11 protein-coding genes are annotated in these 16,198 nt (G+C 59.6%); 2 read left to right on the forward strand and 9 right to left on the reverse strand.

Going from position 1 to position 16,198, the window contains the following annotated elements; all coding sequences use genetic code 11:
* Positions 1 to 93 precede the first annotated feature (93 nt).
* The 3 genes from ASG79_RS22255 to ASG79_RS22265 all read right to left on the reverse strand — a co-directional run bounded on the left by ASG79_RS22255 (position 94) and on the right by ASG79_RS22265 (position 3,911).
* Complete coding sequence (locus tag ASG79_RS22255) at positions 94 to 1,521, reverse strand: MFS transporter (RefSeq protein ID WP_156400268.1); 1,428 nt, start codon at positions 1,519 to 1,521, stop codon at positions 94 to 96.
* A gap of 383 nt (positions 1,522 to 1,904) precedes the next feature.
* Positions 1,905 to 2,672 (reverse strand): enoyl-CoA hydratase/isomerase family protein, encoded by a 768-nt coding sequence (locus ASG79_RS22260; protein ID WP_056394258.1) that lies wholly within the window; start codon positions 2,670 to 2,672, stop codon positions 1,905 to 1,907.
* 48 nt (positions 2,673 to 2,720) lie between these two features.
* Positions 2,721 to 3,911 carry a CaiB/BaiF CoA transferase family protein gene (locus ASG79_RS22265; protein WP_056394263.1) on the reverse strand — a complete coding sequence of 397 codons (1,191 nt, stop codon included), beginning with the start codon at positions 3,909 to 3,911 and terminating at the stop codon, positions 2,721 to 2,723.
* A 1,982-nt stretch (positions 3,912 to 5,893) separates the two neighbouring features.
* On the opposite strand from ASG79_RS22265, the gene ASG79_RS22270 reads away from it, so the two are divergent.
* Together ASG79_RS22270 and ASG79_RS22275 are read left to right on the forward strand one after the other, a co-directional pair.
* Complete coding sequence (locus ASG79_RS22270; protein WP_056394266.1) at positions 5,894 to 6,976, forward strand: thiamine pyrophosphate-dependent dehydrogenase E1 component subunit alpha; 1,083 nt, start codon at positions 5,894 to 5,896, stop codon at positions 6,974 to 6,976.
* Positions 6,973 to 7,959 carry an alpha-ketoacid dehydrogenase subunit beta gene (locus ASG79_RS22275; protein ID WP_056394269.1) on the forward strand — a complete coding sequence of 329 codons (987 nt, stop codon included), beginning with the start codon at positions 6,973 to 6,975 and terminating at the stop codon, positions 7,957 to 7,959. Before ASG79_RS22270 ends, ASG79_RS22275 begins: the two co-directional genes overlap by 4 nt.
* Positions 7,960 to 8,883: 924 nt before the next feature.
* Here the strand turns inward: ASG79_RS22275 and ASG79_RS24530 are convergent.
* The 6 genes from ASG79_RS24530 to ASG79_RS22300 all read right to left on the reverse strand — a co-directional run bounded on the left by ASG79_RS24530 (position 8,884) and on the right by ASG79_RS22300 (position 16,168).
* Positions 8,884 to 9,123 carry a TetR family transcriptional regulator gene (locus tag ASG79_RS24530; protein WP_162256846.1) on the reverse strand — a complete coding sequence of 80 codons (240 nt, stop codon included), beginning with the start codon at positions 9,121 to 9,123 and terminating at the stop codon, positions 8,884 to 8,886.
* Entirely contained in the window at positions 9,074 to 11,029 is a 1,956-nt protein-coding gene (locus ASG79_RS22280; RefSeq protein ID WP_056394271.1) for an MFS transporter, read from the reverse strand. The genes ASG79_RS24530 and ASG79_RS22280 overlap by 50 nt, the downstream gene beginning before the upstream one ends.
* 146 nt (positions 11,030 to 11,175) lie before the next feature.
* Positions 11,176 to 11,601 carry an aspartate 1-decarboxylase gene (gene panD / locus ASG79_RS22285; protein ID WP_200953224.1) on the reverse strand — a complete coding sequence of 142 codons (426 nt, stop codon included), beginning with the start codon at positions 11,599 to 11,601 and terminating at the stop codon, positions 11,176 to 11,178.
* A gap of 587 nt (positions 11,602 to 12,188) precedes the next feature.
* On the reverse strand, positions 12,189 to 12,614 hold the full coding sequence (locus ASG79_RS22290; RefSeq protein WP_056394276.1) for a GlcG/HbpS family heme-binding protein: 426 nt from the start codon (positions 12,612 to 12,614) through the stop codon (positions 12,189 to 12,191).
* A 15-nt stretch (positions 12,615 to 12,629) separates the two neighbouring features.
* Positions 12,630 to 14,834, reverse strand: coding sequence for a malate synthase G (locus ASG79_RS22295; RefSeq protein ID WP_235509908.1), 2,205 nt, complete (start codon positions 14,832 to 14,834; stop codon positions 12,630 to 12,632).
* Positions 14,831 to 16,168, reverse strand: a complete 1,338-nt coding sequence (locus ASG79_RS22300; protein WP_235509923.1) for an FAD-binding oxidoreductase — start codon at positions 16,166 to 16,168, stop codon at positions 14,831 to 14,833. Before ASG79_RS22300 ends, ASG79_RS22295 begins: the two co-directional genes overlap by 4 nt.
* Positions 16,169 to 16,198 lie beyond the last annotated feature (30 nt).

Raw genomic sequence — 16,198 nt, forward strand, 5'->3', positions numbered from 1 at the left:
GTATCTTCTCCGCCGTCGAGATTGGTCCCTTCTCGATCTGCATACCCTCACGCGCGCCTACTTCACGCACCACGACAGACTTAGGCAGTGTCATTAGTCATCCTCCCGCGGAAACACCTGTCGAGGCGCGGCCTCCGCCGTTATAGGGTATTTTGCTTGGTGGGCAAGGGGTTCCGGATCATCGTTGGTCGTCCTGGAGACGCTGCCGACGCGTTCGGCATCCGGGGCTCTCCCAAGGTCGCGAAAGCGTAGTGCGATGAGAAGTCCCGCAAGCAGCATGGCGACGGCGACGATAATCAGACCGCCCTTGTATCCTCCCGTGGCGTCACTGAGCGCACCAAACGAGTATGGCCCAAGAAAGCTGCCAAAATTGGCAATGGTATTGATCAGGGCTATTACGCCGGCCGCGGCGGCGCCTGTATAGAGACGCGACGGAAGAACCCAAAACGTAGTAAGGGATCCAAGAACCCCGACCATGGCCACCGTTAGCGCTGCAAGAGCGATATACGGGTTGTCCAAGCCAAACATGGCAAGGAAAAAGAACCCTATTGAACCGATAGTCGCGGCCGCAACGAAGTGTTTGGTTACTTCCCTTTTCTTGTCCGACCTGGAGGCGAAAAAGAGCATACCCGCGCCGCCGATAGCCCACGGAATTGCAGAGAGGAGACCCACCTGCACGCTGCTAAGACCGAGAGACTCCCGGGCATTAATATCTTTGAGCAGGGTTGGCAGAAAGAACGTCACGACGAACATGGAGTAGAGAACCAGGAATGGCGCGACTGCGAGTAGCCACACTTGCCCGTTAAGCAGGGCCTTGCGAATGCTGTGATTACCCGCTTTTTCCGGGGTCTCAGTGGCCAACGCCTCGGTGAGCGCCTGGCTTTCCTCGGCTGTCAGCCAATGCGCATCCGCAGGCCGATCTGTCAGGTAGAACCAGCACATGACGCCGAGCACCACTGCCAACAAACCCGTGATCAGAAGGATCACACGCCAACCGTCAAGCCCGAAGAACCCGTCCATATGGACACCAATCAGGGTCATAGACGGAACGCCGAAGGCGGCCGCGACAGGAATACCCAGCAAGAAGAAGGCTGTCGCCCGTGAGCGCATCTCGCGCGTGAACCAGTATGTCAGGTAAACCACGATTCCGGGTGCAAATCCAGCTTCGGCTACCCCCAGCAGTATGCGAAGACCGTATAGCCATTCTGCATTTGGAACAAAAGTCAGGGCCGTCGCCACGATTCCCCATGTGACGACGATACGCGCAAGCCATCGCCGCGCCCCGAACCGGTGCAGGGCGAGATTGCTGGGGACTTCAAGTGTCATGTAGCCGATAAAAAAGAGGCCGGACGCAAGGCCGAACTGCGCGGCAGTCAACCCAAGCTCGTCGTTCATACCATTGGGTCCGGCTACCGAAATATTAATGCGGTCGAGTTGGTTTACCACGAAGAGCAATGCCACGAATGGCATCAACCGGCGAAATGCCTTCTTTTGAGCTCTGTCGAGCACAGTTTGCTTCATTACAAGCTGCCTTTCCATGTGCACCAGCGATCTTGAGCAAGGTGGCTGAAAGTTTGAATTGGTTTTGAAGTCTCAGGGGGTCCCGTGACGGTCGCGCTGCCGCAACTATTTGATCAGTTGGCATATGTTCTGTCTCGCTCAATGATGGCGGTTGGCAGTAATACCAGATTTATCCGTCCAGTGAACTGGTCGGATTACGGCACCCTAGGCACTATCAGTACTTTTAGGCAAAGGTGGCGTACGTTCATCGGAATTGCGTCTCTAGAATTGCAGAGTGGAAGCCGCTTCGGCATGGCGACCGTTAGCGCGCAGTTGTTAGTTTGTTAGGCAAGCAGCGCTTCCTATGGATCAGCTCTAACAGCTTCGCGGGTGACTCCCGTGGGCTATCTATTTGAGGTGGCTGTCGACAGGTAGGACTGGGCTTTTCCTGGGTCCTCGTCAGCGATCGCTAGGGCCTGCTGAAGCGCTTTCTGGGCGCCGGACAAGATCGTGTGTCTGTTTGTATCATTGGCGTTGTTGGTGAATTGCTTTGCGCGCCTTAGAGAGTCCACATTTCCACCCATCCATCCGGTGAAAATATCTGCGATGCCTTCTTCCGCTTCCTGGATCGAGGCGCACAGGACGACATTATTGGCAAAGCTACTGATTTCCCTGCCGGAGAAACGCTTGCCTTGCCACATCATTCGAGCTCCGGTCGCGGCATGCCCCGACGCGTCCAGAACCGCTATCGCATACACGGGAACAAGTCCGTGCAGCAGTTCAGGCAGTGCGAACCAGGCCCGTTCCGTTGAAAACACAAGATCTGAACTAAGAGCGAGAGCACATCCGAACGCTTGAGCCGCGCCGTCGACCAGCGCTACTGCTGGAATGCTCCGTGACAACCACTGCTCGGTGAAGTCGTGAATCGCAGCGCTGTAATCAGGGTCACGCCTACCGCGATCATCAGCTATGTCGCCGCCCATACAAAAAGTTTCGCGACTACTGCGAATGAGGAGCGCGCCGATGGAGGCATCGTTCTCCGCACCTCTTATTACTTCGGCCAGCTCACGATACATCGAAGCAGAGAGAGCATTCCCGCGTTCGACCCGATCCAAAACTACCTCTAGAATCCGACCGTCTGCCTGCCTGCTGATCATCAGTCCGTCGGGCATGTCATGCTCCCTTCCCGAACCGAGCGGGTTGATCGCTTTCAATTGACATCAGACGATTCCCTTAAGTTCGAGGTCGGCGATCTGCTCGGCGGTGTAGCCCAGCTCAGTGAGGACCGTTGTGGTGTGTTCGCCCATGAGAGGGCCCGCGCTCCGGATGGAGCCAGGGTTCTCGCTGAACTTGGGCACTACTCCAGGCAATGTGACTGAGCCGAGTGTGGGATGACTGACTTCTACGAGCATGTCGCGGGCTGCATAGTGCTCATCCTTGAAGATGTCGGCGACGTCGTAGACAAGGGAGTGCGGGACCGAGAAGTCGTCCAGCCGCTTTTGCAGTTCTTCGCGGGTGTAAGTGCGGGTCCAGGCGCTGACCAGCTCGTTCATCTCGGTCCTCCGCGCTAGTCGTTCCCGGTTGGTCGAGTAGCGCGGGTCGGTGAGCATGTCAGGCCGGTCCATCGCTTCGGCGAGTCGGGCGAAGGTGCGCTCTGTGCTGGTGGTGATGACGACCCAGTGTCCGTCCTTTGCCTGATAAATTCCTGCCGGGCAAGAGGCTGCTAGCTCGTTGCCGGTGCGTTCTCGGACTGTGCCGAGCACGTCGTACTCGGCAACAACTACCTCAAGCATCCGGAAGATTGATTCGTACAGCGCGGCGTCGACTTCCTCGGCCGGCCCGCCCGACACCTTCAGTTGATATACGGCCGCCAGGGCACCTAGCGCGCCGAACATGCCGGTTAGGTAGTCCACCAGAGACACTGACGGCAATACCGGAGGACGGTCGGGGTACCCGTTGATATGAGCGTAACCACTGAATGCGGTCGCAGGGGTCCCGAAGCCTGCCTTACTCCCGAAGGGACCAGTCTGGCCGTAGCCCGAAATGCGGACCACGATCAGGTTGGGATTCGCCGCCCGCAGCCGGTCAATGCTAAGGCCCCACTTGTCCAAAGTGCCGGGCCGGAAGTTCTCGATGAGAATGTCCTGCTCGGCGAGAAGGCGGATGAGAACTTCTTGACCCTCCGACGATTTCAGGTCGAGGGTCATGCTTTGCTTGTTTCGAGCCGCTGCAGCCCAAGTAAGCGACGTGTCGCCCTGGAACGGACCGAGGGCGCGCAACGGATCGCCTACCCCTGGCATCTCGACCTTCAGCACAGTTGCTCCCATGTCGCCGAGCAATGCGGCGGCGAAAGGGCCGGCGAATACGGTGGCAATGTCCAGGACACGCATGCCGCTAAGTGGACCACTCATACAAATAGCTCCTAATAAGGGTTGGTTACGCGACTAGAATCTGTGGTGTCGGCGGCGACTTGCAGATCCGTTCAAGCGCGTAATTTCAGGCCATTAGCGAGTCTGTTGGTTCCAGATCGACCTCGTGATATCTAAAACCGACTGTTTCGAGGACCAAGCACCTTTTGTCACGGTGTCGTGTGGGCTTGGGACGAGAGAACCTCTCCGGTCGTCAGTTCCGAAGGGCGAACTGCATCAGAGCTTCGCTTACGTTGTTACCTGCTCTCTGGATCCAGACGGCCCGACAGCATGGATAAACTGTGACCTAGAAGACACTAGCTGTCAAGAAGACCGCGAAATGACGCCTATATCGCGTCTTTTTGGAGAAAAATTCCAGGCCCGTCGGCTGTGGGTGATGGCACACTGGTCTTACCGGTAGCTGTGCGAGTGCGTTATCGCCCCGCTGGGCACGGGGCTTGTCCGGACTTAACGAACTGTGGAGCGAACCCCCGAGCTTGTGCTGGGATGCTCAGGGAGCCGGACAATTCAGAGATGGCGCGTAGCCGCAGAGCTCACAGGGGAGGGGCTGGGTGCTCCAACAGTGGCCCGGGTGGCGACGACAGGCTACGACCCGCGTTACTGCTGAGCAGCTACTTCAGGGCTGGGACCCCCGGAAGCACCGCCGTGTCACCCGCGCTGAAGCTACGATTCCTGGCGTCATCGTGGGCGCACCTAGCCCTACCCGCAGTTGGGCTAAGGCGGCGGCCCGCCGGCCCGGGCAAATAAGCGACATTGATGCATTTGGTCTGGGCTGCGGCGACCCGGAGCGCAAATCTTCGCCAGCTGGTCCACAGCAGCAGGGCCCGTTCCGACAGCGAGGGAGGCGGTGATGCTGATCAGCTCCGCGGAAAAACCCTATCCAGCAGTGTCTTGCCGTTGCGATCCAACGCAACGGCGTGGTCTTTGATCAGGCCGCCTCCAGACACTCCGATGCGATGACAGTGCTTGGCCTGTCCTTACGCGGCAAGTTCGGCATTCACGTTACGACCGAACCGGCCGGGTAAAAGCTTCGGCCGGTACCGTCCTCACCCGCGATCCTCGGGCGCCTATCATGCCCCGGCGAAAACACCCCCTGTAACCCGTAAACGGTGGGCCGGGACCAGCTGGCAGGGTAATTACTGGCGGCGGGCTCTCTTTGGCCTGCGGGTCCAACCACCCTCGGCCCTGCTTGAGGGCCTTTGGTCCGAATTGTCCAGCGAGGGGAAAGGCAGCGGGTGCCTGGCCAGACCACGCCGATGGGTGATCAGAAGGTGGCCCGCCCCCTGCAGAGATGGCTCATCGCAGGAATGCTGCGGAGCAATGCCCTGCCCGGGCCGCTACCGCACGCACCGCGATCAGAGTATCTGCTCATTTTCGGGGAAGGAACCGTAGCCTCGATGACCAATGTCGCACGCTTCGACTCGTAAAAATACACGCCAGCACCCAAACTTAGACGCTTCCGCTCGAAGAGGCCCGACCGTCTCTTCCAGGTTCCGAAGTTTGGCAATGTCGGAGTGCGAGTTACCTAATTCTGATGCAAGTTCGGCGGCACTTGTGCGGGCGTTCGCGTTGAGTCGTTTCAGCAGCTCCTAGTCGAGGCCGTCGGTGCTAGTCGTTTAGTCCAGCTCCGCATGCGTCTTCGGGTTCGTTATGAACAGATCGCTCAGTTGCAAGGGAACAAGTTGACCACAACACGCCACCTCTTCAGAGTTAGGTCAGCGATTCATTTACCGACAATCCGGCGGAAAACATTCTTAGGAGGGCGCCATGCTTGTGGCTTCGACTACCGGCCCCAGCACAGAACAGGGCGGCGTCTTAGATCTGACCGTGGCTCGGGTCGTGTCTTGCTGCACAGCGGCAACGGTACGGCTTCGCCCAGTCACGCGGCCTTTTGCCGCTGCGGGTTGTGCCGCACCAGCCCAAATGCTCCAGGCAGTCCAGCCCAAAGGAAAGGGAAGCAGTTCATGACGGACGAGCCGATTAGTCTGATAAGCCAGGACGGATCTATCCAAACGAATGCGGCGTTGAAGCTCGACGTCGGCACGGTCGATGGCCCTGGCCTGTATCGGGACATGGTGCTGGCGCGGAGGGTGGACACCGAAGCGATTGCTCTGCAGCGGCAGGGGGAGCTGGGCCTTTGGCCGTCCCTGTTGGGTCAGGAGGCCGCGCAGGTTGGGGCTGCCCGTGCACTACAGCCAGGTGACATTGTTTTCCCCACTTACCGCGAGCATGCCGTGGCGTGGTGCCGTGGGGTGGATCCTGTGAATCTCCTGGGACTCTTCCGTGGCACGACCCTGGGGGGATGGGACCCAAGAGCCAATAATTTCAATCTCTACACGCTGGTTATCGGTGCACAGACGCTGCATGCGGTTGGTTACGCCATGGGTATTGTCCGGGACGGCGACGTTGGCACCGGAGATCCGAACCGCGACCGGGCGGTGATGGTGTTCCTCGGTGACGGGGCGCTAAGCGAGGGCGAGACGAACGAAGCTTTCGTCTGGGCGGCAGCGCAGAACTTGCCGGTTGTATTCTTCTGCCAGAACAATCAATGGGCAATTTCCGCCCCGTACTCGGTCCAAAGCCGGGTTTCCGTCGCGCAGCGCGCAGAAGGTTTCGGCTTCCGGGGTGTCCGCGTGGACGGCAACGACGTCTTTGCCTGTCTGGCTGCAGCCAGGCAGGCTCTCGACAACGCGCGCAGCGGAAATGGTCCCACACTGATCGAGGCCCTCACCTACCGCCGCAACCCGCACACCACGTCGGACGATGACGGTCGATACCGCTCCGGCGCCGAAAACGACGAGTGGGCAGCCCTGGATCCGATTGATCGGTTCCGCCGCTATCTGGACTCCACTGGACAGATCGACGATGCCCTTCTGGACCAGATTGCCGACGAGGAAAGTCGTCTGGCAGAGCGGCTGCGAACCGGTTGCCGTAACCTGCCAAGCCCAGGTCCTGAGTCGCCCTTCCGGAATACCTACGTTGATCTGCCCGTAGAACTCGAACAGCAGATGGCAGAACACATCGAATTCGTGGAGGCAGGAGAATGAACCAGACGATAAGCAAGATGCCAATCGCGCATGCACTTAACCTCGGTTTGCGCCATGCAATGGAATCCGACGACAAAGTGATGCTCCTCGGTGAAGACATAGGGCAACTTGGCGGAGTCTTCCGGGTGACCGACGGCCTCCAGAAAACCTTTGGACCGCAGCGCGTGGTCGATTCACCGCTGGGGGAAGCCGGGATCGTCGGCGGCGCCATCGGACTCGCGATGGCAGGATACCGGCCGGTTTGCGAGATCCAGTTCGACGGGTTCGTCTTTCCCGCCATGAACCAGATCATTACCCAGCTGGCAAAATACCGGCACCGGTCAGAGGGGACAATCACTGTCCCCGTGGTGATCAGGATCCCGGTTGGCGGGGGCATCGGCGCCATTGAACATCATTCGGAATCGCCTGAGGCATACTTCGCCCACACAGCCGGGCTCAAGGTGGTCTGCCCGTCCTCACCGCAACAGGCCTACGATATGATCGGCCTCGCTGTCCGTAGCCAAGATCCTGTCATTTTCCTTGAACCAAAACGCCACTACTGGCTTAAAGGCGACGTGGATCCGAACAGGATGCCGCAGGCACTTGAGAAAGCCGAAATTGTCCGGGCGGGGAACGACTTAACGATCGTTACCTATGGAGCGCTGGTGCCCGTCGCCCTTAAAGTCGCAGAAATATGCGATCAAGAGGGTCGTAGCATTGAGGTTATCGACCTCCGGTCCCTGTCTCCGATCGATGACGCCACAATAATCAGGTCAGTAGAGCGTACCGGGCGGCTCCTTGTTGCCCACGAGGCATCGCGGACCGCAGGACTCGGAGCCGAAATTGCCTCCCGAATTCAGGAAACGGTCTTCCACTCGCTGTTGGCCCCAGTCGTCCGCGTCACCGGGTACGACACCCCTTATCCCCCCAGCCGTCTTGAGGAGGACTGGCTTCCGGGCCTGGACCGCATCCTCGATGGAGTCGACCGAAGTTTCGCCTACTAAGGACCTGAACCCAGCCACGGGGTCAAAAAGGTCTTCATCGCCCGATGTGTCACCAGGAGGTGACTGTTCGCCTCCCCCCCAACCCGTAACAGTAAGAGAGAGGGAGCGTGGTGGCTTGGTGTCCCTGAGACGCAGCTGCAGCAGGCATTGGGCAATCGCTCGGTGGCTGGCGTCCACGGACTCGCCCTTCAAGCGGATGAGTTCAGGTGAAGAGGTGGATTCTGATGTGCCAGCAGAAGCGCCGGCTCCGGTGGAGTTCATGGCGGGCTTCGTCGGCAACGACGCGCTCGGCTGCCATCCCGCAGCCCGGGACTCATGATAAGCGACGGACTGCCCGCAGACAGGGTTGCGAGGTAGGCACACTCACCTAACACGACTGGACGACGCCCCGCACAATGAAAGTTACGGAGGAAGACTCCAATCCCACTCCCTCATGCTGAGCCAAAGGCCAACAGTATGTAGGCCGCTGGGCCAAACAGTGATGCTCAACTGGAGCGCGCCTCCGCAGGGATTTCATGGGCTTACAGGTTGTGTCGCAAACAGCCATTGCATAGAAGGACTATTGACGTGCTAGGTGTGCTTTTTAGTGGGCTGCTGCCGTGCAGGCGTCGATTTACGTTTGGACGATAGCGCCGAAGTGTGCCACCAACTCGTCAAAATTCCAGCCGTCAAAGAAATTCGGCGTGCGGACTGTTTCGCCGATCCGGTCATCAAGGCTGCCCCGGTGGACGCAAAACGGCGGCCTGATGTGTCCCCAATCAACTGAGCGATGGAAGAGAGATAGCGTCCGCCGATATCTAACCGGGCAGCCGCAGGGTTGGGGGAACCAAGTACGGCCCTCGGCATGCCGGCCCCTGGTTCCTGCATTCCTCGTTCCCGGTCATCACTGCACAAGGGTTCGGCCGAGTGTTGCCGGTGGGACGCTCAGCTCGGTAAGCTGCGGCCCATGGGGCCGGCGGCACTGAAAAGCTTTTCCGTGGAATGGAACAGTTTCATGACCAGTGCCGGGGAAACGCCAGCTCCCGCCGAGATGTCCCCTACCGTGATAAGGCGGTAGCCGTGTGCCCTTAAAACCGCACGGCGGAGCTGACCGTTAAATCGTGGCTGGGGCTGTTCACCCTTCCACCCCTTTGCCGGAACACCTCTGCACAGCCGGAACGGCAAAATCTACGCGCATGGAGCGGGTATCCACGCTGATCTTCTGCGCCATGGCTACGCGAGTCCCGGAACTATGCATGGTTACTACGTAGCGGCCGGCGAGTGGGAGCGGGAAGGCATACCCGCCGTCGTCGTCCGTTCGGGTGGTGCCCAGATGCCCACCGCCGGCTTCGAGGAGTGTTATCACCGCGTCGGCTACTGTCCCACTGTTGTCGTTGACCGTCCCGGTAATCTCTAGCCGGTCCTGGAGCAGGAAGTCTTGCTGGAGGTTGCGTCCGTCGACCTCAAAGACCGCGGCCATGGGCGACCAGCCAGCGGCGTTGGCTACCATCAGGTACTCGCCGGCGTGGGGGAGGGCAACCGAGTAGTTGCCTTCAGCGTCCACGCGGCTCCAGTCGACTTGTTCTCCGCTGGTTTTCAAGACGGTGACGACGGCGGGTGTGAGGGGCTGGTGGTCCGGTGCCAGGACGCGTCCTTGCAGCACGAGTTCAACAGCGCCGACGTCGGATAAGGGCGCACGGGGGATGAGGACCGCGAACAGCGCCGATGCTGCCGCCGCCAGCGCTGCTATCCAGAAGATGTCCTTGAATGCTTCGAAGGACGGCAGTCGAGTGCCGTCGACCGTCATGGTGACCGAGGTGAAGACGGCGGCAATTGCCGCGCTTGATGTCGAAGTACCTATGGCACGGACCAGGCTGTTTAGACCATTCGCGGACGCGGTCTCGGTGATGGGTACGGCACCCATGATGAGGGTGGGCATGGCCGCGTAAGCGATAGCTGTGCCGATGCCCACGACAGTGGAACCGACGATCACCCAGGGTACGGAGTCGTAGAAGAACACGCGGCCCACATAGCCCACGACCATCACAGAGGCGCCAGCCATGAGGGCAATCTTGCCGCCGAAGATCCGGATAATACGACCGGACAGTGGTGCGAATACCACCATGGCCAACCCGGAGGGGATCATGCACAGGCCAGCCGCAATTACGCTGAGTTCGAAACCATAGCCTGTGGCAGGGGGTAGTTGGAGTTGCTGGGTAGTGAGTAGCATGTTGGCAAACATCGCGAAGCCGATGAGCAGCGAGGCGAGGTTGGTGAACAGAACAGGCCGGAAGGCGGATGTTCGAAGGTCAACCATCGGCTGGCTGACTTTTAGTTCGTACGGCACCCAGACTGCCAGCAGTATGGCCGCTGCAAGGAACAGCAATAGGACTTGCTCAGACCCCCACCCCCAGGAACCGCCCTTTGAGATAGCTAACAACATCGCGGTCAGCGCAGCAGACAGCACCAACGCTCCTGTGTAGTCGAAGGTCCCGGACGTGCGGACCTTTGATTCAGGGATTACCAGCACCACGGCAAGGAGCAGCAGGAAACCTGCTGCAGCCGAGACCCAGAAAATCCAGGCCCAGCCCAAGCTCTCGTACAGTATCCCCGCTAAGGGAAGGCCCATGGCGCTGCCAATGCCCAAGGTGGCGCTCATCAGGGCCACGGATGAGCCCATCTTCTCCTTGGGCAGTTCATCCCGCATGATGCTGATTCCCACCGGGATCAGGGCCGTGGCGAAGCCCTGAAGTGCCCGCCCAATGACCAGCCACACGAAGGAGCCGCCCACCGCTGCCAGCACCGACCCCGCGACCATAGTGGCTAGGCACACCACCATCATCTTGCGCTTGCCGTACATATCCGCGCTGCGGGAAACAATCGGTGTTGCCACGGCACTGGTGAGCAACGTGGCGGTCACCAGCCAGGAGGCGTCGTCGGATGTCACCCGCAGGATGCCAGGGAAATCGGGAAGGAGCGGAACTACCAGCGTCTGCATGAGGGCGACAACCGTGCCGCTGAGTGCCAGGACGGCGGTGACTGCGGCAGGGGACTGGCGTCGCTGTGGCCTTGGCGCGGGAGAATGGGGCATAAGGTCCTCCTGAAATCCGGGGGAGGGGACGGCCAGCGTATAAGCGCTTGTTTGCAACGCGTAAGCACCAGCCACCCCCACTCGCACTCTTAGCAAGGGTTTCGCCTGTGCGCGCAGCTGGGATAGTCCTACCGCGCACGGTGCGATTAGATTGCGGAGATGATAAGGGCGTGTGGCGGGCGCAGGAGCCCGGGCGTAAGACCCTCTGCGGGGTCGTTGCCAATCTGGATCATCTTGTTGTTCTCGTCGACGTGGACTACCCGGGGCTCATAGGCTTTGGCTTCCCCGGTGGTCATTTCGGCGTAGGTGATCAGGATGACGATGTCGTTTTCCTGTACGAGATGGGCGGCCGGGCCATTGATGCCGATCACGCCCGAGCCTCGTTCGCCGGCAATAGTGTAAGTCTCCAGTCGGGCGCCATTGGTTACGTCCACGATGGCCACAAGCTCACCAGGAAGGATGTCAGCAGCATCGAGGAGGTCAAGGTCAACGGTAACTGAGCCTACATAGTGCAGGTCAGCGTGCGTGACTGTTGCCCGGTGAATTTTGGACTTGAACATTGTTCTATTCATAGGAAGCTCCAGCATTTGGGTCGTAGAGCCGCTCGGCGGCGGTATTCGGCAGGACGCATCCCGTTGCGGACCTACCGACCTCCTACTGATCGCTCTCGGGCCCCCCCGGGGGCATGAAATGTGTGAAAACCTGATTTCCGTCGAAACGGAAAATCATCTGCCGCGACGAGGCTCCGTCCGCTGAAATCCAAAGAAGCGTCTCATCTGGCATGACGACCTCCACGGTTCCTTTGCGTACCAGCTTCCCGTTATTCCAGATTTCTACACGCTGCCCGACTGTACGTTGCCAATTTGATTGCAGGTGAAGGTCCATCGTTTACTCCTGAATATACGCGGCTCAGATTGGGGCAGGTGTACTGGGTTGTTTGGCGAGCCTGCGATGAGGTGTCATGCGTTGCGATAGTTGATGATCCCGGTGACCATCGACACCCCACCGCAGAAATTGTGGCTGCAGGGATTGCAGGTAAACGAAACCGTGCCGGCCCCGTGGTACGCGCTGAGAGTTGGCTAAAGAGCCGCTAGTGGCGGCGCCACCCGTATTAGCCAGGGCGATTCTTGTGCCAACCGGCAGGTACGATCAGCAAGGATCAGGTCGCCGCTAGGGTGCTGCCCAAAGCTTCCAGCACTGCAGAGCCGATCTCGGCGTCCTGGTCAGGCGTCCCGCCCGCGACACCAAGGCCACCTACGTGCTTTCCCGTGAACACCAAGGGGAATCCCCCACGAATGTTGGTCAGGAGGTTATCGGTGCCCATCGGAAGGGCAAGGGCGAAGTCTCCCTGCATCCAGCCGCTGGGCCTCCGAGAGGAAGCCGCCGTATTGGCTTTCCTTCGGCTGGTCTCCACGCTGTGAGGCATAGAACCGTCCGCCCGGCCGAAAGCAACAAGGCCCATCATCGGGTCGACAACAGTGGCTGCTACCAGGACACCTCGCTTTTCCCCCTCTGCAAGGGCCAATGCAACAGCCCTGGCGGCCGCCGCGTAGCTTACCGACAGTGATTCAACATAGTTCTGCATGAGGTTCCTTGAGGTCTATGACTTAGCCGCGTGGAGGGCTACTGAGCGGGTGACGCGCTTTTGCTCACGTCGTCGTTTGTGCAGGAGGGGTTCGGTGTAGCCGTTTGGCTGTTGAGCCCCTTGGAACACCAGGTCAGCAGCGCACTGGAACGCGATGCTGTTCTCGAAGTTGGAAGACATAGGGCGGTACGAGGGGTCCTTCGAGTTCTGAGCGTCTACAACCCCGGCCATCCGCATCATGCTTTCATGCACGTCCTGCTCGCTCACCACTCCATGACGGAGCCAATTGGCGATGTGTTGACTTGATATGCGCAGGGTGGCCCGGTCCTCCATGAGTGCAACGTCATGAATGTCCGGCACCTTTGAGCATCCCACTCCTTGGTCGACCCAGCGGACGACATATCCGAGCAGCGACTGCATGTTGTTATCTAGTTCTTCCTGGCGCTCGGCTGCCGACCATGACGGATTCGCCGCGATGGGGAGAGTAAGGAGTCCCTCAAGAGTGCCGCGGCGGCCCTGAGTAGCGATGTCCTGCTGCCGGGCAGGAACATCTACGCGGTGGTAATGGATGGCGTGAAGAGTCGCTGCCGTGGGTGAGGGGACCCAAGCAGTGGCGGCGCCGGCCAAGGGGTGAGCAATCTTTTGCTCAAGCATTGCAGCCATGAGGTCCGGCATCGCCCACATGCCTTTGCCGATCTGGCCTTGGCCGGGCAGCCCCACTTCGACGCCGACATCGACGTTTTGATCCTCATAGGCGGAGATCCATGCTTGACTGCGCATGTCAGCCTTACGGACGAAAGGCCCGGCCTCCATGGACGTGTGTATTTCGTCACCGGACCTGTCCAGGAAACCGGTGTTGATGAATACGAGTCTTTCCTTGGCTTCCGCTATGCAGGCCTTCAGGTTGACTGTGGTCCGCCTCTCCTCGTCCATGAGGCCGAGCTTAAGCGTGTTCGAAGGCAGTTGGAGAAGTTCCTCCACGCGACGGAAGAGTTCCACTGTGAAAGCCACTTCGGCCGGGCCGTGCATTTTCGGTTTGACGATGTAAATGGAGCCCTCGGACCCGTTTCGCAGGGGGTTGGAGGGGTCCCGACCGGGCAGCGCGGTTAGCGTGGTTAGGACGGCGTCCAGGATGCCCTCGCCGATCTCATTTCCCTGGGTATCGAGTACGGCATCGGTGCTCATGAGGTGGCCGACGTTCCGGACGAAGATGAGTGACCGTCCCGGCACCGTTACATCTTCCGCGCCATTTGGAGATGTGTAATGCCGATCGTTTGCCAGCCTCCGAATCATCACTTCACCTCCCTTTGTGAAGGTGTCTGCGAGGTCGCCGCGATTGATTCCGAGCCAATTGCGGTAACAGACGATTTTATCCTCGGCGTCCACGGCGGAAACGGAATCCTCGAAGTCCATAATCGTCGTAATGGCGGATTCGAGGAGCACGTCGGAGATGCCTGCCGGGTCCGTCTGTCCTACCTGTGTGGCAGGGTCGATAGTGATCTCGACGTGGAGTCCATGGTGGCGCAGGAGAATTGCCGATGGTGAGCTGGCCTCACCTCGGTATCCGGCGAGCAATTCAGACTGAATCAGACTGCTAAAGGTGCCGTCGGCCAATTTCACCGTCAACATGCCGTCGCGTACGGTGTATCCCACTGAATAGGCGTGTCGCCCTTCGTTCAGCGGAAAGAACTCGTCCAATAGCTCGCGCACATATGAAACCACCAGCTTGCCGCGTGCCGGATCGAATTCCTTCACTCCCGTTGCCGGGCCCAAGGCATCGGTGCCGTACAGCGCGTCATAAAGTGAGCCCCACCGCGCGTTTGCGGCGTTTAGTGCATAGCGGGCGTTCGAAATGGGCACAATCAGCTGGGGTCCTGCCACGCGGGCAATCTCCTCATCCACTCCGCGAGTGTGTACTTGTACGTCTTCGGGTTCGGGAAGGATGTAACCGATGTTCTGGAGGAAGGATCGGTACTCATGTTGATCGAATGGAACTGGGTGCAGTGCGTGCCAGCCGTCAATCTCGGCTTGGAGTTCATCGCGCCGGGCGAGTAGCTCACGGTTTCGGGGCGCCAAGTCCTGAACAATTTGTTCAAGACCACTCCAAAAGTCTGCCGCTTCGATGCCCGAGCCCGGAAGTGCCTCCTCCTCGACAAAACAGTGCAAAGCTGCGTCGACGGAGAGCCCTCCGCTTTGGATGCGTCCTTCCTGGTCCATCATGAATGTCCTTTCTTCGCAGCCAGGCCGGCAGTACCTGAAGCAGCAAAAATGGTTCCAGGGTTGAGGATTCCTGCTGGATCCAAAGCCCGCTTTACATTGTGTGAGATTTCAAGGAGGTCTTCTCCGATCTGATCAACGAGCCAGGGCCGTTTGAGTCGGCCTACGCCGTGCTCGCCGGTGATGGTGCCTTCCAGTTCTATGGCCAGGTCCATTACCTCACCGTAGGCGAGGTATGCGCGCTCCTTCATGGCGGCGTCGTCCGGGTTGAAAACAATCAGCGGATGCGTGTTTCCGTCACCCGCGTGGGCAATGAATGCGATGACCACATCCCGGGCTTCAGCGATCTTCTCTACTCCGAGAATTAGTTCTCCCAGTCGGGGGATGGCTACGCCCACGTCCTCAAGGAGCAACGTGCCCAAACGTTCGACGGAAGGGATCGCGATTCGCCGGGCGTGGGCAAACCGCTCACCTTCCTGTTGGTCTGTGACTTCAAATGCCTCGAACGCGCCGTGCTGTTGGAAGGCTGCCAGCATGGTCGTGACCTCGGCCCCGCTAGGGCTTTGATCATCAGAGCGCGCTACGACAAGGGCGGACGCGTGGCGGTGCAAGCCCATATCCAGCACGTCTTCAACGGCGTTGATGGACGTCGCATCCATGTACTCCAGCATTGATGGGCGGATGCTCGAGGCGACCTCAAGGATTGCGGCTGCAGCATCCCCGCTGCTGGAGAACCATCCAACTACTGTCCGCGCGGGAGGCGCTGCCGGCAGGAGCCGCAAGGTGAGTTCCGTGATAATTCCCAGCGTTCCCTCGCTGCCGACAAAGAGCTTGAGCATGGACAGTCCCGCGACGTCCTTAAGCCGCGGTCCGCCAATGCGTACGACCCTGCCGTCAGCCGTGACCACTTCCATGCCCAAGATGTAGTCAGAGGTGACACCGTATTTGACGCAGCACAGGCCGCCGGCGTTGGTCGCGGCGTTGCCGCCGATGGTGCAGATCTCGTAGGACGCGGGGTCTGGCGGGTACCACAGTCCTGCCTGAGCGGCTGCCGTCTTAACCTCAGCGTTGAGAAGTCCCGGCTGAACCACCGCAGTGCGGGTGACTGCGTCCACATTGATGCTGCGCATCCGCTCGGTACTCAACACTATTCCGTCACTTACAGCGGTTGCTCCTCCGGATAGACCAGTCCCGGCACCCCTGGGCACGACGGGAATCCGATGTTTGGCCGCCCACTGCATTGTGACCTGGACGTGCTCGGTGGTCAGGGGAAGCACAACAGCAATCGGCATACCAGCATTGGGATCGAAGGCGCGATCCTGTTGGTACGGCCCCATGGCTGTGGGATCCGTGATTAGGGCTTCGGG

Origin of the sequence: Arthrobacter sp. Soil761 (genome assembly GCF_001428325.1) — a bacterium.
In the GTDB taxonomy this organism is placed as follows: Bacteria; Actinomycetota; Actinomycetes; order Actinomycetales; family Micrococcaceae; genus Arthrobacter.